Source organism: Pseudomonas sp. p21, from assembly GCF_001642705.1.
GTDB lineage: Bacteria > Pseudomonadota > Gammaproteobacteria > Pseudomonadales > Pseudomonadaceae > Aquipseudomonas.
This window is the reverse complement of record NZ_LWBV01000003.1, coordinates 863,323-880,681: the sequence shown is the minus strand read 5'-3', so window position 1 is coordinate 880,681 and position 17,359 is coordinate 863,323. Positions and strand designations below refer to the sequence as shown.

Here is a 17,359-nt window from a genome sequence, read left to right as displayed (position 1 = left end):
TTTCCTGCACCGGCCCCTTCGCGGGCACGCCCGCTCCCACAGGTACTGTGCAAGCCTTGAAAGCGGCGCGGTCCCTGTGGGAGCGGGCGTGCCCGCGAATAGGCCGGTACAGGCCACAGAAAAACAACAAGCAAAGGCACAAGCCATGGACCACCCCGCACCCCGTATCCTCATCGTCGAAGACGACCAGCGCCTGGCCGAGCTCACCGCCGAGTACCTGCAGGTCAACGGCTTCGAAGTCAGCGTCGAGGGCGATGGCGCCCGCGCTGCGCGGCGCATCGTCGACAGCCAGCCCGACCTGGTCATTCTCGACCTGATGCTGCCCGGCGAGGACGGCCTGAGCATCTGCCGCCGGGTGCGCAGCCAGTACCCCGGCCCGATCCTCATGCTGACCGCACGCAGCGATGAACTCGACCAGGTCCAGGGCCTGGACCTGGGGGCCGACGACTACGTCTGCAAACCCGTACGCCCACGCCTGCTGCTGGCGCGCGTTCAGGCCCTGCTGCGCCGCAGCGAAGCACCGGACAGCAAGCGCCAGGACCTGGCCTTCGGCGCGCTGCGCATCGACAATCGCCTGCGCGAGGCGCGTCTGGGTGAACAACTGATCGAGCTGACCGGCGCCGAATTCGACCTGCTCTGGCTGCTGGCCAGCAACGCCGGCCGGGTGCTGACGCGCGAGCAGATCTTCACCGCGCTACGTGGCGTCGGCTACGACGGCCAGGACCGTTCCATCGACATACGCATTTCCAGGATCCGCCCCAAGATCGGCGACGACCCGCTCCAGCCAAGGCTGATCAAGACCCTGCGCAGTAAAGGCTACCTGTTCGTTGGCGAGGCCTCATGAACAACTCGATCTTCCTGCGCATCTATGGCGGCATGCTGGCCGTGCTGGTGCTGGTGGCTCTGCTCGGGGTGCTCAGCCTGCACCTGGTCAACGAAGTGCGTGCCGCCCAGCACCGCGAGGGCCTGGCCCAGGGTACTTTCAGCCTGATGGCCGACAACCTGGCGCTGCAGAACGACACCGAGCGCAAGCGTTCACTGCTGATCTGGGAGCGCCTGCTTGGCGTGCCGTTGGCGCTGCAGCCAATGACCGCGCGCACCCTCGATGGTGGCCAGCGGGCGCGCTTGTACCGCGGCCTGGTGGTGGTCGAGAAGACCGGCCCGCATGCGGCCCAGGTGCTGCGCAAGGTCGGCCAGGAAGACCTGATGCTGGTAGCGCAGATCAAACAGATCAGCGAGCAACTGGCGCGGGCCACCCTCTACCTGCTGGCCGACGAACTGGTGCGCTACCCGGTAACCGAACAGCAGCAGCGCCTGGCACAGATCACCAAAGAAAAGGGCTTCGGCTTTGGCGTGGCCCTGCAGCGCATCGAGCGGGTGAGCCTGGACGATGACCAGCGGCGCCGGGTCGAGGAGGGCGACACGGTCATGGCCCTGGGCAAGGATGGTGACTCGATCCGCGTGTTCGCCGGGCTGGCTGGCTCGCCCTGGGTGCTGGAAATCGGCCCGCTGTACCAGCTCAACCCGTATCCGCCGCAGTTGCTGATCCTGATCGCCTTTCTCGGCCTGTGCCTGATCGGCCTGGTGGTCTACCTGCTGGTGCGCCAGCTGGAGCGCCGCGTGTCGGGCCTGGAGATTGCCGCCACGCGCATCGCCCAGGGCAGCCTGGACACCCGCGTGCCGGCCGGCGACGCCGACTCGGTAGGGCGCTTGGCCGCGGCCTTCAACGGCATGGCCGAGCACCTGCAGCGCTCGCTGACCATGCAGCGTGAGCTGGTGCGGGCGGTTTCCCACGAGCTGCGCACGCCGGTGGCACGCCTGCGTTTTGGTCTGGAAATGATCGAAAATGCCACCACCGAGCAGGCACGGGCCAAACACCTGGCGGGCATGGACGGCGATATCCAGGATCTCGACAAGCTGGTCGACGAGATGCTCACCTACGCCCGCCTGGAGCAGGGTGCACCGGCGCTGAAGTTCGAGCGGGTCGACCTGGATGCCTTGCTCGACCGGGTGATTGAAGAGCTGGCGCCGTTGCGTGCCGAAGTACGGGTGGTGCGGGGTGAATGCCAGGGCGCCGATGCCGAAGGCGCCTGGGTCGAGGCCGAGCCGCGCTACCTGCATCGGGCCCTGCAGAACCTGGTGGGCAACGCCATGCGCCATGCCGAGGCCGAGGTGCGCCTGAGCTACCAGTTGGGGCAGCAACGCTGCTGCATCGATGTGGAGGATGATGGCCCGGGGATCCCCGAGGGCGTCTGGGACCGTATCTTCACACCGTTCACCCGCCTCGACGACAGCCGCACCCGCGCCTCGGGCGGGCATGGCCTGGGTCTGTCGATCGTGCGGCGGATCATCTATTGGCACGCGGGCCGGGCCACGGTGGGGCGCAGCGCCGCGCTGGGCGGGGCCTGCTTCAGCCTGACCTGGCCACGGCAGCAGGCACCGTTGTGACGGTCAGACGCTGACCAGGCTGAGCAGGTGGCCGTCCTGCAGGCAGAACTGGCCCTGCAGTTCGGTGCCATGCCGCCACTGCGGCGACAGGTCGGTGAGCAGGCGCAGGCGGGCCAGGCCTTCGGCGGACCAGTCCAGCACTTCGGCGTGCTCGAAGTAGAAGCGCTGGCGGGTCAGCGGGTAGAGGGTCTTGAACAGGCTTTCCTTGAGCGAGAAAGTCAGGGTGACTGCAAGGCCGAGCTGGCGGCGGTCCAGGCGTTCGACTTCGGGTGGGGTGAGGATTTCGCCCATCAACCGCTCGGCGCGCTGGTCATCCAGCAGCGCTTCCTGATCCAGGCCCAGGCCCTGGCAACTGCCCTCGGCGGCGACCACGGCAGCGGCCCAGCCTTTGCCGTGGGTGATCGAGCCGTGGATACCGGCGGGCCAGATGGGCGAGCGGTCTTCGTGGGTGCCGGGCACGTAGTCACGGCCGTCCAGGCGCTGCAGCGCGGCGCGGGCGCATACCCGACCGGCCAGGTACTCGGCCTGGCGCTTGGCCACCGAGCGCTGCAGGCTGGCGCCTGGCACGACGCCGGCGCGCTGGAAGTCGTCGGGTGCCAGGCGGGCGGGGTCGAAGGTGCAACTGACCAGCACCGCGCCGGCTAGTGGGCGGGGCAGGGGCCAGTGGTGCTGGAGCGGGGCGCAGCAGGCGGGGAGTGTGTTCATGGGGCTATTGTGCCAGCCGAGGCGACGGTGTGGGAGATGGGATCGCAGGGGCCGCAAAGCGGCCCCTCGCGCTGTTTACTTGAACACTTTCTTGAAGAACGCCTGCATGTCCGCCCAGGAACTGGCATCCGCCGCCTGGTCATAGGCAATATCCGGCCCGCCATGTTCGCCGTGCCCCATGCGGTCCGAATCCGGGTTGCTGAACCCGTGCCTGGCCCCGGGAATACTGACGAACTGGTAGTTGACCTTGGCTGCATCCATTTCCGCCTTGAATGCTTCTACCTGCTGCGCGGGTACCAGGGTGTCCGCCGCACCATGCTCCACCAGGATATCGGCACGCACCACGCCCGGCCTGGCCGGCGTCTGTGTACCCAGCGGGGCGTGGAAGCTGACCACACCATCGAGTTTCTCGCCCCGCCGTGCGGCATCCAGCACCACCTTGCCACCAAAGCAGTAGCCCACTGCCCCCAACTGGTGCTTGTTGATATTGGGCTGCAGCTTCAGCAGCTCCAGGCCGGCGTCGAAGCGCTGTACCGCAGCCTTGGGGTCCTTCATCGCCGCTGTCATGAACGCCTTGGCGTCGGCCGGGTGGTCGGTGTGCTTGCCGTCGCCATACATGTCGATGGCCAGTGCGTTGTAGCCCAGCGCCGCGAGCTCGCGGGCGCGGCGCTTGACGTAGTCGTTCAGCCCCCACCACTCATGCACCACGACAATGCCGGGGCGCTTGCCTTCGATGGCGTCGTCATAGGCGTAGTAGCCGACCAGGCGGTTGCCCTCGGCGTCCTGGTAGGGGATTTCTCGGGTTTGTACCGCCGCTTGGGCGAGGGCGACGCTGCACATCAGGGTCAAGGCCAGCAGGGCGCGCATGGTCACTACTCCTTGTTTTGCAAACGGTTCGTTCAGCCAGGGTTCAGCCAGGGTTCAGTCGCGGTTCAGGGTGCCCTGCTTACTCTAGCTTCCAGACCGAAACAGCGCACCCAACTGGAGTACCCAGCCATGAAAACCTTCAATACCCTGCTTGCCGCCATGGCCGTCTGCGCCGCTGGCATCACCACCGCCCAGGCCGCTGACGACAACTTCGCCAGCCTGACCTACGGCCAGACCAGCGACAAGGTTCGCAAGTCCGGCCTGCTGCAGCGCAACACCGACCACCTCAATGCCGACGGCATCATCGGCAAGGACGACACCTGGGGCGTGCGCGTGGGCAAGATCAATGACCAGGGCCGCTACTACATGACTTACGACAATGTATCGGGCGACCACAGCGGCCTGAAGTTGCGCCAGGAAAACCTGCTGGGCAGCTACGACCTGTTCCTGCCGGTAGGTGATACCACCAAGCTGTTTGGTGGTGGCAGCCTGGGCGTGACCAAGCTGACCCAGGACTCACCAGGTGCCAGCCGGGATACCGACTACGGTTACGCTTATGGCCTTCAGGCTGGCGTGATCCAGGACATCACCGACAAGGCTTCGGTGGAACTGGGCTACCGTTACCTGCGCACCAATGCCGCCACCGAAGTGGGTGCGCACGGCGGGCCGAAGGACGGCACCCTGCGCCTGACCAGCAGCGCCCAGACCTACCTGGCTGCAAGCTACAAGTTCTGACCGGCGAGCCGGGTTATCCTGTACCGGCCCTTTCGCGGCTAAAGCCGCTCCCACAGGGATCGCACAGTCCATAAAACCTGTGCAATACCTGTGGGAGCGGCTTTAGCCGCGAAAGGGCCGGTACAGGCAATACATATCAAGGAGCTGCACATGAAACTGCTGGTGGTCGAGGACGAAGCCTTGCTTCGCCATCACCTCTACACCCGCCTGGGCGAAAGCGGCCATGTGGTCGAGGCCGTCGCCGATGCCGAGGAGGCGCTGTACCAGGCCGGGCAATACCACTTCGACCTGGCCGTCATCGACCTGGGTCTGCCCGGCATCAACGGCCTGGAACTGATCACGCGCCTGCGCAGCCAGGACAAGACCTTCCCCATTCTCATCCTCACCGCCCGCGGCAACTGGCAGGACAAGGTCGAGGGCCTGGCCGCCGGTGCCGACGACTACCTGGTCAAGCCGTTCCAGTTCGAAGAACTCGAAGCACGCCTGAATGCCCTGCTGCGCCGCTCCAGCGGCTTCACCCAGTCGACCATCGCCGCCGGCCCGCTGGTGCTCGACCTCAACCGCAAGCAGGCGACGCTGGATGAGCAGCCCCTGGCCCTGACTGCCTACGAATACCGCATCCTCGAATACCTCATGCGCCATCACCAGCAGGTGGTGGCCAAGGACCGCCTGATGGAGCAGCTGTACCCGGGTGACGAGGAGCGTGACCCGAATGTCATCGAAGTGCTGGTTGGCCGCCTGCGGCGCAAGCTCGAGGGCGAGCGCGGCTTCAAACCTATCGACACCGTGCGCGGCCTGGGCTACCTGTTCACCGAGCGCTGCCGATGATCCGTTCGCTGCGGGTGCGCCTGATGCTGGCGGCTGCGGTGCTGGCGCTGCTGTTCATGCTGGCGCTGCTACCGGCCTTGCAGAAAGCCTTCAGCCTGGCCCTGCAGGAGTCGATCGAACAACGCCTGGCCTCGGATGTGACCACGCTGATTTCCGCTGCACGCATCGAGCACGGCCAGTTGCAGATGCCGACCCTGCTGCCGGACGAGCGCTACAACCTGCCGTACACCGGCCTGCTCGGCTATATCTTCGACCGCGATGGCAAGCTGGTCTGGCAGTCGCGGGCCACCGCCGCGCAGAACATCAACTACCGCCCGCGCTACGACGGCCGCGGCAACGAATTCGCCCGCATTCACCAGGCCGATGGCGAAGAGTTCTTCGTCTATGACGTCGAGATCAAGCTGCTGGGTGGCCAGAGCGCCGCCTACAGCATTGTCGCCCTGCAACCGGTGCGTGAATACCAGCACACCCTCGACGGCCTGCGCGAAAAGCTCTACCTCGGCTTTGGCGCGGCCCTGCTGGCGTTGCTGGTGCTGCTGTGGGCCGGCCTGACCTGGGGCCTGCGTTCGTTGCGCCGGCTCAGCCTTGAGCTGGACGACGTGGAGTCGGGGGCGCGGGATGGCCTGAGCCGCGAACACCCGCGTGAGCTGCTGCGCCTGACCGGCTCGCTGAACCGCCTGTTGCGCAGCGAGCGCGAGCAGCGCCAACGCTACCGCGATTCGCTCGATGACCTGGCGCACAGCCTGAAGACGCCGCTGGCGGTGTTGCAGGGGGTGGGCGAAAGCCTGCAGCAGCGTAGCGGCGAGCGCGAGCAGGCGCGCGTGCTGCAGAGCCAGATCGAGCGCATGAGCCAGCAGATCGACTACCAGCTGCAACGCGCCAGCCTGCGCAAGAGTGGCCTGGTGCGCCACAGCGTGTTGCTGCGACCGTTGCTCGACAGCCTGTGCAGTACCTTGGCCAAGGTGTACCGGGACAAGCGGGTGAACGTGACCCTGCAACTGCCCGAGGCGGCGCAGGTGCCGATGGAGCAGGGCGCGTTGCTGGAGCTGCTGGGCAACTTGCTGGAGAACGCCTACCGCCTGAGCCTGGGCCAGGTGCGTGTGAGCCTGGAGCAGGCGCCTGGGCAGTTGACCTTGTGCGTCGAGGACGACGGGCCGGGGGTGCCGGCCGACCAGCGTGAGCGCATTCTCGAACGGGGTGAACGGCTGGACAGCCAGCACCCGGGGCAGGGGATCGGCTTGGCGGTGGTCAAGGATATCGTCGACAGCTATGACGCCGAGCTGAGCCTGGGGGATTCGCCCTTGGGCGGTGCGGCGTTCAGAATCACCTTCAACCTGGATTGATTTGTAGCCTGTGCCGGCCCTTTCGCGGGTGAACCCGCTCCCACAGGTACCGCACAGGTCCTGAGCCCTGCGGGCACTCTGTGGGAGCGGGCGAGCCCGCGAAAGGGCCGGCACAGGCAAACCACAATGGGCGGATTCCCGCCAACACCCCTGTACAAATCCCGCCACCGGGCGGAAATCCGCCAGCCTTTCTCCGCAGAATCGCCCCGTCGTTGGGCGTTTATCCCCCGCAAACTCGGCCCTTGCACCCTTCGTGGGCATTTTGGCACCACCCTTGCTATTGATCCTCGCAGAGGCCTGCCCAGGCAGCTCGAACACAACGACAAATCCCTCCGGGTGCAGGAGGGTTAGCGATTCAGGTGCCCCATCGCCCTGGGAAGGGTGAACCGGCACACTTGAGGAAAATTAGCCATGACGACACGTCAGCCGCTGTACAAATCCCTGTATGTCCAGGTGTTGGTCGCCATCACCATCGGTATCCTGCTCGGCCACTACTACCCGGAGACGGGCGTCGCTCTCAAACCCTTGGGAGACGGCTTCGTCAAACTGATCAAGATGGTCATCGCCCCGATCATCTTCTGCACCGTGGTCAGCGGCATCGCCGGCATGCAGAGCATGAAGTCGGTTGGCAAGACCGGTGGCTACGCGCTGCTGTACTTTGAAATCGTCTCCACCATCGCCCTGATCATCGGCCTCGTCGTCGTCAACGTGGTCAAGCCGGGCGCTGGCATGCACATTGACGTCAGCACCCTGAACGCCAGCAGCGTGGCTGCCTACGCCGCCGCCGGCGCGCAGCAGACCACCGTCGGCTTCCTGCTCAACGTCATCCCCAACACCGTGGTCGGCGCCTTCGCCAACGGCGACATCCTGCAAGTGCTGATGTTCTCCGTGCTGTTCGGCTTCGCCCTGCACCGCCTGGGCAGCTACGGCAAGCCGGTGCTGGACATGATCGACCGCTTCGCCCATGTCATGTTCAACATCATCAACATGATCATGAAGCTCGCCCCAGTCGGTGCCTTTGGTGCAATGGCCTTCACCATCGGCCAGTACGGCGTTGGCTCGCTGGTGCAACTGGGCTACCTGATGGCCTGCTTCTACATCACCTGTCTGCTGTTCGTACTGGTGGTGCTGGGTGGTATCTGCCGCGCCCACGGTTTCAGTGTCCTCAAGCTGATCCGCTACATCCGTGAAGAACTGCTGATTGTGCTGGGTACTTCCTCCTCGGAATCGGCCCTGCCACGCATGCTGGCCAAGATGGAGCGTCTGGGTGCGAAGAAGTCGGTGGTTGGCCTGGTCATCCCGACCGGTTACTCGTTCAACCTCGACGGCACCTCGATCTACCTGACCATGGCGGCAGTGTTCATCGCCCAGGCCACCGACACCACCATGGACATCACTCACCAGATCACCCTGCTGCTGGTGCTGCTGGTGGCTTCCAAAGGTGCTGCCGGCGTTACCGGCTCGGGCTTCATCGTCCTGGCTGCCACCCTGTCGGCCGTAGGCCACCTGCCGGTTGCCGGCCTGGCGCTGATCCTCGGCATCGACCGCTTCATGTCTGAAGCCCGTGCCCTGACCAACCTGGTGGGCAACGCCGTTGCCACTGTGGTCGTGGCCAAGTGGGTGAAGGAAATGGACAACGACAAGCTGGCATCGGAGCTGGCCTCCGGTGGTGCGCCGCTAGTCGACACCCGTCCGACCGACGACCTGGGCGTGGCTGAAGGCCCGGCTCGCTGATCGCGGGATGGTGAAAAGAAAAAGGCGACCTCAGGGTCGCCTTTTTCATGTCTGTGCGGTGCGCGGTTCCTTGTGGGAGCGGCCTTGTGTCGCGAAAGGGGCGCGCAGCGGCCCCAGGATATCAGCCATCCTGCAAGATTGCCGGGGCTGCTGCGCAGCCCTTTCGCGACACAAGGCCGCTCCCACAAGGTCTGCATACGCCCTTCAGGCCAGCACCACCTCCAACACCCGGATCACCTCCGGCTGCGGGTAATGCCACCTTACCTGCACATCCCAGAACTTCACCCCATACACCCGCTCGGCCGGCGGCACCTGGTAGGCCGGCCGTGGGTCCTGTGCCAGGCATTGCTCGATCAGTTCCACCAACGGTTCACCCAGGCGCAGTGCATGTTCACGGGCCTGGGGCAGGGCGTTGTCGCCCCACTGCACGGCGATCGCGGCAGGTGCTTCGCTGGCCATCTGGTTGCTGGCGCCAGCGATGCTGTCGGCGTACGGCACATACGGCTTGATGTCCAGTACTGGTGTGCCATCGAGCAGGTCGATCCCGGACAGCAGCAGGCGCCCTGGCTCCACGCCTTCCAGACGCACCACCGACTGGCCGATACCATTGGGCCGGTGAGTGGCGCGGGTGGCGAACACGCCCATGCTCTTGTTGCCGCCCAGGCGCGGTGGCCGCACCTTCAGGCGGGGTTTGTCTTCCAGCGCCTGGTGGAACAGGAACAGCAGCCAGACATGGCTGACCTGCTCCAGGCCTTCGACCGCATCACCCTGGTCGAACGGAGGCAGCAGTTCAAGCACACCGCGTGCGGCGGGCGCCAGTTGCGGCTGGCGCGGGATGGCGAACTTCTCCTTGAAACAGGAGCGGATGATGCCGACCGGGGTAACCGTATGCTGCATGGCCACTCAGCCGCGCACGCGCAGGGTCAGGCCCTTGAGGAAGTTGCGCAGCAACTGGTCGCCGCACGGGCGGTAGTTGTCGTGGCCGGCCTTTCGGAACAGCGCGCTGAGCTCGGGCTTGCTGACCGGGAAGTTGACCGACTTGAGGATCGCATGCAGGTCGTCTTCCTTGAGCTCGAAGGCCACCCGCAGTTTCTTGAGGATGAGGTTGTTGGTCACCGGCAGCTCGATCGGCTGCGGCGGGCGGCTGTCATCCTTGCCGCGGCGGTGGATCACCAGGCCGTCGAGAAAGTGCGCCATGACCCGTTCCGGGCAACGCACGAAACCTTCCTCGTCTTCCTTCTTCAGGTAGGTGGCCAGCACCAGGGGATGCACGTCGAGGCCGGATAGCCCGATGATCTCGGCCATCTTGGCGTCATTCACCTTGAGCATGTAGCGCAGGCTGCGCAGGACATCGTTGTGGTTCATTGCTGCAGAATCCTGTTCAGGTGCCGCGCCTGTGGGCGCGGCGTATTGCTTAGAAACGTTCGGTAGTGGCCAGGTAGCGCCACTGGCCCAAGGGCAGCTTGCCCATCGACACGCCACCCAGGCGAATGCGGCGCATGCCTACCAGCTCCAGGCGCAGGTAGGCGCACAGTTCGGCAATCTGCCCTGGCTGCGGGTTTTTCAGGACCATGCGCAGGTGAGTCTCGTTCTGCCAGCTGGCCTTGGTCCTGGGCAGCTCGCGGTCATTGCGGGTGGCTCCGCGTGCCAGGCGTTCCAGCGCCTGGGGCGTGGTCTCGCCGCGCACTTCAACGATGAATTCCTGTTCCAGGCGGCGCAGGTCGGCGTCGATCTTGCGGGTTACCCGCCAGTCCTGGGTGAAGACCTGCAGGCCGCTGGCGCCGCGCTCCAGCGGTGCCACGCAGGCCTGCCGGGCAAAATGCCCGTGCAGGGCGCGTACACCCTCGCGGTGGGCCTCGCTGAGGCTGGCCATGTTCATGCTGGCGCGGGCGGATTCGCTGTCCACGTTGGCTGGCTGGTTCAGCAGCAGGGTTACCGGTTCCAGCGTTTCGGCACGAGCACCCGGCAGCAGTTCGACGCGCTGCTGCCCGACCTTGAACTGCGGTTGCTCGACCACCACGCCATCGACCGTGACCCAGCCGCCTTCGATATACAGCTCGGCCTCCCGGCGTGAGCAGCCAAGCTGCTCGATAAGGCGTTTGGACAGGCGGACGGGTTCGGACATGACGGCAATTCGCAAAGGCAGGGAAAGACCTGCATTGTACCTGCCCGCGCGGCAGAGGGGCTGGGAATCTGTGTCATTTACGCCGTTTTGCGCAGGCGCATGTGCAGTAGCGGGTAGGGCTGCCCCAGGCCGTCGGTTTCCGAACGGCCGATCACCTCGAAGCCTTCATGCAGGTAGAAGCCCAAGGCTTGCGGGTTCTGTTCGTTGACGTCCAGGCGCTCGGCATTCAGCTCGTCGATTGCATAGTGCAGCAGGCGCTTGCCAACCCCTTTGCCCCGGTAGGCAGGTGCGACGAACAGCATGTCCACGCGCCCGTTGGCGACGCCGGCGAAGCCGCAGATGCGTTGGCGGTCCTTGCAGCAGATCAGCATCACTGCGTCGAGGTAGCGACGCAGCACCTGTTCGCGCAGCAAGACGATGTAGCCATCGGGCAGGAAGTCGTGGGTCGCGCGTACCGAGTCCTCCCACACCTGTACCAGTTCGCCGTAGTCACTCAAGCGCGGGGTTTGCAGCGTGAGTACCGAATGCATGCCGGTGTTCCTCCATGACGATAAGGCAAACATAGCAGGCCAACCACCGGTCGGCTTTTCCGTGCGGTGCTTGAACCTCGGGGTGTAGAGGTCTATTACTTTTTACGTGGGAAAAAATCCCACGCATCAAGAAGCAAACAACTGAACACAGAATTTCCGGCTTGATTTGGCGTTTCTCATGGCGACGACCTGGAGACGAAACATGCACATCCATATGCTGTTCAAAAAGGCGCTATTGGCGGCTGCCGTTGCTGGCGTGCTGTCGACTTCCATCGTTCTGATCCCTGACTCGATATCCAATGGTTCCAGTGCCTACGCCAAGGATGGCGGCGGTGGTGGCGGCCATGGTGGTGGCGGCGGCGGTCACGGTGGTGGCGGTGGCGGCCATGGTGGCGGCGGTGGTGGTCACGGTGGTGGCGGTGGCGGCCATGGTGGCGGCGGCGGTGGTCACGGCGGCGGCGGTGGCGGCCATGGTGGCGGCGGTGGTGGTCACGGTGGCGGCGGTGGCGGCCATGGTGGTGGCGGCGGTGGTCACGGTGGTGGCGGCCATGGTGGTGAAGGCGGCGGCCACGGCGGCCACGGCGATGGCGATGGCCATGCTGGTAACAGTGGTCGCGGCCATGACGGTCCCTCAAACTCTGGGCGCAGCGGCAACCACGCTGAAGCGGGTGACGATCATGGCAATCACGTTGGCGGTGAGCCTGGGGACGATCACGGCAATCACGTTGGCGGTGAACCCGGTGACGATCATGGCAATCACGTTGGCGGTGAGCCCGGGGACGATCATGGCAATCATGTTGGCGGTGAGCCTGGCGATGACCACGGCAATCACGTTGGTGGTGAACCTGGTGATGATCGTGGCGACCATATGGGTGGCGAACCGGGCGATGACCGCGGTGAGCATGCCGCAGGCGAACCGGGTGATGACAGCAGCAGGAGCTGACTGGCTCTGAACGGTCTCATGCAGCGCCTTCGGGGCGGGCCTGCATGAGGCCAGGTTCGGATACACGGCAGCCCCACTCAACGCGAATGCAATGAGCGCTGACGACCATCCCTCATCTCGTCCGGGATAGGGTCACAGTTGGTGTGGGATGTTTTCCCGCGTCGTATACTGGGTTCATCTGTCAAGGAATGCGCTCAATGCAATCGCCTACCATCCCCCCTTCGATGTTAAGCGCACTGCGGCGTGTCATGCGTCCTCTGGTGCGCCTGATGCTGCGCAAAGGGGTCACCTATACGATGTTCGCCGACTTGCTCAAGGAAGTGTTCGTCGATGTGGCCCATCGCGAGTTTCGCCTGGATGGCACGGTGCCGACCGACAGCCGTATCAGCCTGCTCACAGGCGTGCATCGCAAGGATGTCCGGCGGTTGCGCAGCGAGGGTGGCACGTCGCTCGCTGCGCTGCCGGAAAACATCACGTTAGGTGCACAGTTGGTCAACATGTGGACCACTGGCAAGCCGTTCTGCTCGGAGCCTGGCCAGGCGCTGCCGTTGCCGCGCCTGGCGAGTGTCGGCGGCGATTGCTCTTTCGATGCCCTGGTGGCGAAGATCAGTACCGATATTCGTGGCCGGGTGGTGCTTGATGAGTGGTTGCGCCTGGGTATCGTCCGGCTCGACGAGCAGGACTGTGTCCACCTGGAAGCCCAGGCATTCGTGCCGCAGAAGGGCTTTGATGAAAAGGCCGCGTACTTCGGCCACAACCTGCATGACCATGCCTGCGCAGCAGTGCACAACCTGACTGGGGAGGGCCAGCCGTTCTTTGAACGCAGTGTGCACTACGACGCCTTGAGCCCGGCCAGCGTCGACCATCTGCGTGAAGCGGTGGACAAGGATGGCATGCAGACGCTGCTTGCCTTCAGCCGGCTCGCATCGGGCCTGGAAGATGCCGATGTGCCCAGCGCCGAGCAGCGTCAGCGCATCACTGTCGGGCTTTATTTCTACACTGAAACCACCGACCCCGATCTGTCGAAGACACCAGACCCATGACTTTCCTCGCGCGCTGCCTCAGTGTCGTCACACTGGTCCTGGGTTTCGGGCTGAACCTGGTGGCGCCTGCCGAGGTGGCCGCAGCACCGGTGTGTGTCAGCCGTGACGAAGTGGGTATGGCGGGGGCAGCGGGGTTGCAGTTTCCGGGTGGTATTGGTGGTACCGGGGCCAGGACGGGCGGTGTCGGCGGTACTGGAGTACGCAGTGAAAACGGTGGTGTGGGTGGCACCGGTGCGCCGCTGCCGCAGCGTCCCGGCGGCACAGGCGGGACCGGTGCGGTGGCCGACGGTGTGGACGGCACCTTTATCGATCACGGCGGTGTCGGCGGTACCGGCGCGCCGATCCTGCGCCCGGGCGGCACTGGTGGCACGGGCATCGTCGGCACCATCACCGGGTTCGCTTCGATTTGCGTCAATGGCCTGGAAGTGCACTTTGGCAAAGACGTGCCGGTGAGTGAAAACGGTGCGCCTGCCAGTAGCGCTCACCTGGCAATCGGGCAGGTTGTCGCGGTGGAGGCATTTGCCAGCAAACGCGGCCTGCAAGCAGGGCGCATCTCGATCCTCAACGTTTACGAAGGGCCGCTGACGGCACTGCCCAATGCTTCGGCACCCCTGCGGGTCATGGGTCAACCTGTGCGGCTTGCTGCAGGGGCGCGGGTGGCTGAAGGGCTGCGTCCAGGTGAGCCGGTCAGGGTCAGTGGCCTGCGCGATGCCAGGGGCGAAGTGGTTGCCAGCCGTATCGAACGGGCGCCGGGGCTCAGGGAGGCCAGTGCAATCGGTGCGGTTGACAGTAGCGGCAGCCTCCAGGGGCTGAAGCTGGGAACCCGCGTGGCACCCGCGCGGGAAGTGCTGGTGCGTGGGCAGTGGACTGGGCGTCAGCTGGAAGTGGCGCAAACCCGCCCAGACCCGAGCCTGCCTTTTGCTGGCCGTGTGCAGACGGCGGTGATCGAGGGGCTGGTACAGCGCAGTCACGCACAACAGTTGGTGGTCGCTGGCATCAAGGTGACACTGGGGCAGGGTACCGTGATCGTCGGCAAGCAGCCCGCGGCATTGGCGCTCGATCAACGTGTGCGGGTGAGCGGGGTGTTCAGTGGCAAGCATGAGCTGCGGGCAAACCGCGTGGAGTTCCATGACGACCGTGCCGACAACCCGGACAGAGGGCATTCGGGGCGGGGCCGCGAGCACGGCTCTGGTGCCTCTGAAGGCGCCAGCAATAGCGGGCATGGCGGGCGCGATGCGCCCAGCGTTCGCATTGAAAGCAGTGATGATCGCAGCGGGCACGGTGGCGTTGACGATTCCAGTGGTCGTGACAGTACTGAAAGCCTGGACAAGTCCGGGAGGTCAGAGCATGTCGACACCGTGGAGCAGCCCGAGAGCAGCAATAGTGGAAGCTCTGGTCGGGTAGAGAAGGTCGAGCTTGAAAGGGTGGAAAAAGTAGAGAAGGTTGAAAAGGTAGAGAAAGTCGAAAAAGTCGAGAAGGTGGAGAAGCCCGAAAAAGTCGAGAAGATCGAAAAGCCTGAGAAAGTCGAGAAGGTAGAAAAAGTAGAAAAGGTAGAAAAAGTCGAGAGGGTTGAGAAAGTCGAAAAGGTCGAACGGCCCGAGACGGTAGAGAAAATCGAAAAAGTGGAGCATCCAGAGCGGTCCGGGCATTAGGCAACTAGGCTGGGTAAGTGCGATCACACTTCCCGACGAAATACCGAGGTGCAGATGAGACCCACGCTCCCTCTTTTCGCCTGCTTGCTGTCATGCACCAGCGCCTCGGTCCTGGGCGATACCTTCAGCGCCGCCATCGGCATGGACTATTCAAGTGGCGACTATGGCACGGGTACTACCTCGGAAATCTGGTACGTCCCCGTGGTCGGCAAGTATGAAACCGGCCCCATGACCTACAAGGTCACTGTGCCCTGGCTGCGCATTACCAACCCTGAAGTGGGCCCGAATGGCGACCCCTTGCCCGGTGGCTGCCGGGATGTGGAAAGCGGGCTGGGAGATACGGTTGCCAGCGCCGGTTATGCCCTGCTCGATGGCAGTGACGGCGGCCTGATGCTGGACCTGATCGGCAAGGTCAAATTCCCCACTGCCGATGAAGACCAGTGCCTGGGCACCGGTGAATACGACTACACCGGCCAGGTCGACATCGCCAAGGCCTTTGGCCCGGTGACCGGCTTTGCGACCCTGGGCTGGAAGAAGTTCGGCGACCCGCCCGACAGCGATTTCGACGACCCGGTATTTGCCAGCCTCGGCTTCGCCATGCCTGTGGCCGCAGGCACTTCGGCGGGTGCCTCCTACGACTGGCGGCAGAAAGTCGTCTCGACGGGCGCACAGATCAAGGAACTTACCCTGTTCCTGACCCACAAGCTCAACCAGCAGTGGAAAGTGCAACTCTACGCAGTCAAGGGCTTCTCGGATGCCAGCCCGGATGCAGAGGGCGGCCTGATGCTATTTCATGCGTTCTGACGAAAAAGCCCCTGCACCGGCAGTTCCTTGCGGGGAATACCGGGGCAGGGGCTTTTCAGGCTCCGGCTGCGTCAGATGGGTTCAGCCCACATGTCGTATTCGTCGGCATCCACTACGCGGCAACGTACCTTGTCACCCGGCTTGAAGCCGTGGTCGCCATCGATGAACACGCTGCCGTCGATCTCCGGGGCATCGAAGAAGCTGCGGCCAACCGAGCCTTGCTCTTCCACTTCATCGATCAGCACGTCGATTTCCTTGCCGATGCGCAGTTGCAGGCGGGCGGCGCTGATGGCCTGCTGGTGGGCCATGAAGCGGTCCCAGCGCTCCTGCTTGACGTCGTCCGGTACTTCTTCCAGGCCCAGGTCGTTGGCCGGGGCACCCTCCACCGGCGAGTACTGGAAGCAGCCAACGCGGTCCAGCTGGGCTTCGGTCAGCCAGTCCAGCAGGTACTGGAAGTCTTCCTCGGTCTCGCCCGGGAAGCCGACGATGAAGGTGGAGCGAATCACCAGCTCCGGGCACTGCTCGCGCCAGTTCTTGATACGCGCCAGGGTGCGGTCTTCGAAGGCCGGGCGCTTCATGGCCTTGAGCACTTTCGGGCTGGCGTGCTGGAACGGGATGTCCAGGTACGGCAGGATCTTGCCGGCGGCCATCAGCGGGATCACGTCGTCGACGTTCGGGTACGGGTACACGTAGTGCAGGCGGACCCAGGCGCCCAGGCTGCTCAGGGCTTCACACAGCTCGAGCATGCGGGTCTTGACCGGGCGGCCGTTCCAGAAATCGGTCTTGTACTTGACGTCGACGCCGTAGGCGCTGGTGTCCTGGGAAATCACCAGGATCTCCTTGACCCCGGCCTTGACCAGGCGCTCGGCCTCGCTCAGCACTTCGCCGACCGGGCGGCTGACCAGCTTGCCGCGCATCGACGGGATGATGCAGAAGCTGCAGCTGTGGTTGCAGCCTTCGGAAATCTTCAGGTACGCATAGTGGCGCGGGGTCAGCTTGACGCCCTGCGGCGGTACCAGGTCGATCAGCGGGTTGTGGTCCTGGCGTGGCGGCACTACTTCGTGCACGGCGCTGACCACCTGCTCGTACTGCTGCGGGCCGGTGACCGACAGCACGCTTGGGTGCACGTCACGGATGCTGCCTTCCTCGACACCCATGCAGCCGGTGACGATGACCTTGCCGTTTTCCTTGATCGCTTCGCCGATCACTTCCAGCGACTCGGCCTTGGCGCTGTCGATGAAGCCGCAGGTGTTGACCACCACCACGTCGGCGTCCTCGTAGGTGGGCACGACTTCATAGCCTTCCATGCGCAGCTGGGTCAGGATGCGCTCGGAATCGACCAGGGCTTTTGGGCAACCCAGGCTTACGAAACCTACCTTGGGGGTGGCGGGCGTGGTGGACATGACTAACCTCGGTATTGAATGCAGGTCGCCCGACCGGAATCGCGGGCGATCTTGACGGGCGCTTTTGGCGCCTCTGATCAAAAAGTGCGCAATTCTAGCGAGCGCAGGATCGCTTGACCAGCAGAAATACGACGAACGCTGCGCTATGCTTCGCGCCATTGCGTTGGGGGGTATCAGTACCACCTGGTGCATGGGAAAT

At 64.4% G+C, this 17,359-nt stretch carries 17 protein-coding genes; 10 read left to right on the top strand and 7 right to left on the bottom strand.

What is annotated here, in order from left to right:
- Window positions 1–145: 145 nt before the first annotated feature.
- Window positions 146–844 carry a response regulator transcription factor gene (locus A4C63_RS13410; RefSeq protein WP_063913046.1) on the top strand — a complete coding sequence of 233 codons (699 nt, stop codon included), beginning with the start codon at window positions 146–148 and terminating at the stop codon, window positions 842–844.
- Window positions 841–2,448, top strand: a complete 1,608-nt coding sequence (locus tag A4C63_RS13405; RefSeq protein ID WP_063913045.1) for an ATP-binding protein — start codon at window positions 841–843, stop codon at window positions 2,446–2,448. The genes A4C63_RS13410 and A4C63_RS13405 overlap by 4 nt, the downstream gene beginning before the upstream one ends.
- Before the next feature lie 3 nt (window positions 2,449–2,451).
- Here the strand turns inward: A4C63_RS13405 and A4C63_RS13400 are convergent, their stop codons facing one another.
- Both A4C63_RS13400 and A4C63_RS13395 read right to left on the bottom strand, forming a co-directional pair.
- On the bottom strand, window positions 2,452–3,153 hold the full coding sequence (locus A4C63_RS13400) for a 4'-phosphopantetheinyl transferase (RefSeq protein WP_063913044.1): 702 nt from the start codon (window positions 3,151–3,153) through the stop codon (window positions 2,452–2,454).
- Window positions 3,154–3,228: 75 nt separating this feature from the next.
- Window positions 3,229–4,020 (bottom strand): dienelactone hydrolase family protein, encoded by a 792-nt coding sequence (locus A4C63_RS13395; protein WP_063913043.1) that lies wholly within the window; start codon window positions 4,018–4,020, stop codon window positions 3,229–3,231.
- A gap of 129 nt (window positions 4,021–4,149) precedes the next feature.
- On the opposite strand from A4C63_RS13395, the gene A4C63_RS13390 reads away from it, so the two are divergent.
- The 4 genes from A4C63_RS13390 (at window position 4,150) to A4C63_RS13375 (ending at window position 8,660) form a co-directional block, all read left to right on the top strand.
- The gene (locus A4C63_RS13390; protein ID WP_013973837.1) at window positions 4,150–4,755 is read left to right on the top strand and encodes an outer membrane beta-barrel protein; all 606 of its coding nucleotides are present in this window, start codon (window positions 4,150–4,152) and stop codon (window positions 4,753–4,755) included.
- 150 nt (window positions 4,756–4,905) lie between these two features.
- Entirely contained in the window at window positions 4,906–5,583 is a 678-nt protein-coding gene (locus tag A4C63_RS13385) for a response regulator (RefSeq protein ID WP_063913042.1), read from the top strand.
- Complete coding sequence (locus A4C63_RS13380; RefSeq protein WP_063913041.1) at window positions 5,580–6,926, top strand: ATP-binding protein; 1,347 nt, start codon at window positions 5,580–5,582, stop codon at window positions 6,924–6,926. The genes A4C63_RS13385 and A4C63_RS13380 overlap by 4 nt, the downstream gene beginning before the upstream one ends.
- A 411-nt stretch (window positions 6,927–7,337) precedes the next feature.
- Window positions 7,338–8,660, top strand: coding sequence for a dicarboxylate/amino acid:cation symporter (locus A4C63_RS13375; protein WP_025340279.1), 1,323 nt, complete (start codon window positions 7,338–7,340; stop codon window positions 8,658–8,660).
- 204 nt (window positions 8,661–8,864) lie between these two features.
- On the opposite strand, the gene tsaA is transcribed toward A4C63_RS13375, so the two are convergent.
- The 4 genes from tsaA to A4C63_RS13355 all read right to left on the bottom strand — a co-directional run bounded on the left by tsaA (window position 8,865) and on the right by A4C63_RS13355 (window position 11,315).
- On the bottom strand, window positions 8,865–9,557 hold the full coding sequence (tsaA, locus tag A4C63_RS13370) for a tRNA (N6-threonylcarbamoyladenosine(37)-N6)-methyltransferase TrmO (protein ID WP_063913040.1): 693 nt from the start codon (window positions 9,555–9,557) through the stop codon (window positions 8,865–8,867).
- A gap of 6 nt (window positions 9,558–9,563) precedes the next feature.
- On the bottom strand, window positions 9,564–10,025 hold the full coding sequence (locus A4C63_RS13365; RefSeq protein WP_013973832.1) for a DUF1456 family protein: 462 nt from the start codon (window positions 10,023–10,025) through the stop codon (window positions 9,564–9,566).
- A gap of 49 nt (window positions 10,026–10,074) precedes the next feature.
- A complete protein-coding gene (locus tag A4C63_RS13360; RefSeq protein WP_063913039.1) occupies window positions 10,075–10,785 on the bottom strand; it encodes an rRNA pseudouridine synthase in 711 nt (236 codons plus the stop codon).
- Between the two features lie 77 nt (window positions 10,786–10,862).
- Window positions 10,863–11,315: a GNAT family N-acetyltransferase gene (locus A4C63_RS13355; RefSeq protein WP_063913038.1), complete on the bottom strand. Its 453-nt coding sequence runs from the start codon at window positions 11,313–11,315 to the stop codon at window positions 10,863–10,865.
- Between the two features lie 202 nt (window positions 11,316–11,517).
- Between A4C63_RS13355 and A4C63_RS26790 the strand changes: the two genes are divergently transcribed.
- The 4 genes from A4C63_RS26790 to A4C63_RS13330 all read left to right on the top strand — a co-directional run bounded on the left by A4C63_RS26790 (window position 11,518) and on the right by A4C63_RS13330 (window position 15,757).
- A complete protein-coding gene (locus A4C63_RS26790) occupies window positions 11,518–12,258 on the top strand; it encodes a hypothetical protein (RefSeq protein WP_082888328.1) in 741 nt (246 codons plus the stop codon).
- A gap of 197 nt (window positions 12,259–12,455) precedes the next feature.
- Window positions 12,456–13,301, top strand: a complete 846-nt coding sequence (locus tag A4C63_RS13340; protein ID WP_063913036.1) for a DUF6502 family protein — start codon at window positions 12,456–12,458, stop codon at window positions 13,299–13,301.
- Window positions 13,298–14,953, top strand: a complete 1,656-nt coding sequence (locus A4C63_RS13335) for a DUF5666 domain-containing protein (RefSeq protein ID WP_063913035.1) — start codon at window positions 13,298–13,300, stop codon at window positions 14,951–14,953. The genes A4C63_RS13340 and A4C63_RS13335 overlap by 4 nt, the downstream gene beginning before the upstream one ends.
- A 54-nt stretch (window positions 14,954–15,007) precedes the next feature.
- Entirely contained in the window at window positions 15,008–15,757 is a 750-nt protein-coding gene (locus tag A4C63_RS13330; RefSeq protein ID WP_063913034.1) for a hypothetical protein, read from the top strand.
- A gap of 71 nt (window positions 15,758–15,828) precedes the next feature.
- Here A4C63_RS13330 and rimO read toward each other — a convergent pair whose 3' ends face one another.
- Window positions 15,829–17,160: a 30S ribosomal protein S12 methylthiotransferase RimO gene (rimO, locus tag A4C63_RS13325; RefSeq protein WP_063913033.1), complete on the bottom strand. Its 1,332-nt coding sequence runs from the start codon at window positions 17,158–17,160 to the stop codon at window positions 15,829–15,831.
- Window positions 17,161–17,359 lie beyond the last annotated feature (199 nt).

Bases quoted from the DNA above. Each gene is read 5' to 3' on its own strand.
- A4C63_RS13410 (WP_063913046.1), top strand. From the start codon at position 146: ATGGACCACCCCGCACCCCGTATCCTCATCGTCGAAGACGACCAGCGC.
- A4C63_RS13405 (WP_063913045.1), top strand. From the start codon at position 841: ATGAACAACTCGATCTTCCTGCGCATCTATGGCGGCATGCTGGCCGTG.
- A4C63_RS13400 (WP_063913044.1), bottom strand. From the start codon at position 3,153: ATGAACACACTCCCCGCCTGCTGCGCCCCGCTCCAGCACCACTGGCCC.
- A4C63_RS13395 (WP_063913043.1), bottom strand. From the start codon at position 4,020: ATGCGCGCCCTGCTGGCCTTGACCCTGATGTGCAGCGTCGCCCTCGCC.
- A4C63_RS13390 (WP_013973837.1), top strand. From the start codon at position 4,150: ATGAAAACCTTCAATACCCTGCTTGCCGCCATGGCCGTCTGCGCCGCT.
- A4C63_RS13385 (WP_063913042.1), top strand. From the start codon at position 4,906: ATGAAACTGCTGGTGGTCGAGGACGAAGCCTTGCTTCGCCATCACCTC.
- A4C63_RS13380 (WP_063913041.1), top strand. From the start codon at position 5,580: ATGATCCGTTCGCTGCGGGTGCGCCTGATGCTGGCGGCTGCGGTGCTG.
- A4C63_RS13375 (WP_025340279.1), top strand. From the start codon at position 7,338: ATGACGACACGTCAGCCGCTGTACAAATCCCTGTATGTCCAGGTGTTG.
- tsaA (WP_063913040.1), bottom strand. From the start codon at position 9,557: ATGCAGCATACGGTTACCCCGGTCGGCATCATCCGCTCCTGTTTCAAG.
- A4C63_RS13365 (WP_013973832.1), bottom strand. From the start codon at position 10,025: ATGAACCACAACGATGTCCTGCGCAGCCTGCGCTACATGCTCAAGGTG.
- A4C63_RS13360 (WP_063913039.1), bottom strand. From the start codon at position 10,785: ATGTCCGAACCCGTCCGCCTGTCCAAACGCCTTATCGAGCAGCTTGGC.
- A4C63_RS13355 (WP_063913038.1), bottom strand. From the start codon at position 11,315: ATGCATTCGGTACTCACGCTGCAAACCCCGCGCTTGAGTGACTACGGC.
- A4C63_RS26790 (WP_082888328.1), top strand. From the start codon at position 11,518: ATGCACATCCATATGCTGTTCAAAAAGGCGCTATTGGCGGCTGCCGTT.
- A4C63_RS13340 (WP_063913036.1), top strand. From the start codon at position 12,456: ATGCAATCGCCTACCATCCCCCCTTCGATGTTAAGCGCACTGCGGCGT.
- A4C63_RS13335 (WP_063913035.1), top strand. From the start codon at position 13,298: ATGACTTTCCTCGCGCGCTGCCTCAGTGTCGTCACACTGGTCCTGGGT.
- A4C63_RS13330 (WP_063913034.1), top strand. From the start codon at position 15,008: ATGAGACCCACGCTCCCTCTTTTCGCCTGCTTGCTGTCATGCACCAGC.
- rimO (WP_063913033.1), bottom strand. From the start codon at position 17,160: ATGTCCACCACGCCCGCCACCCCCAAGGTAGGTTTCGTAAGCCTGGGT.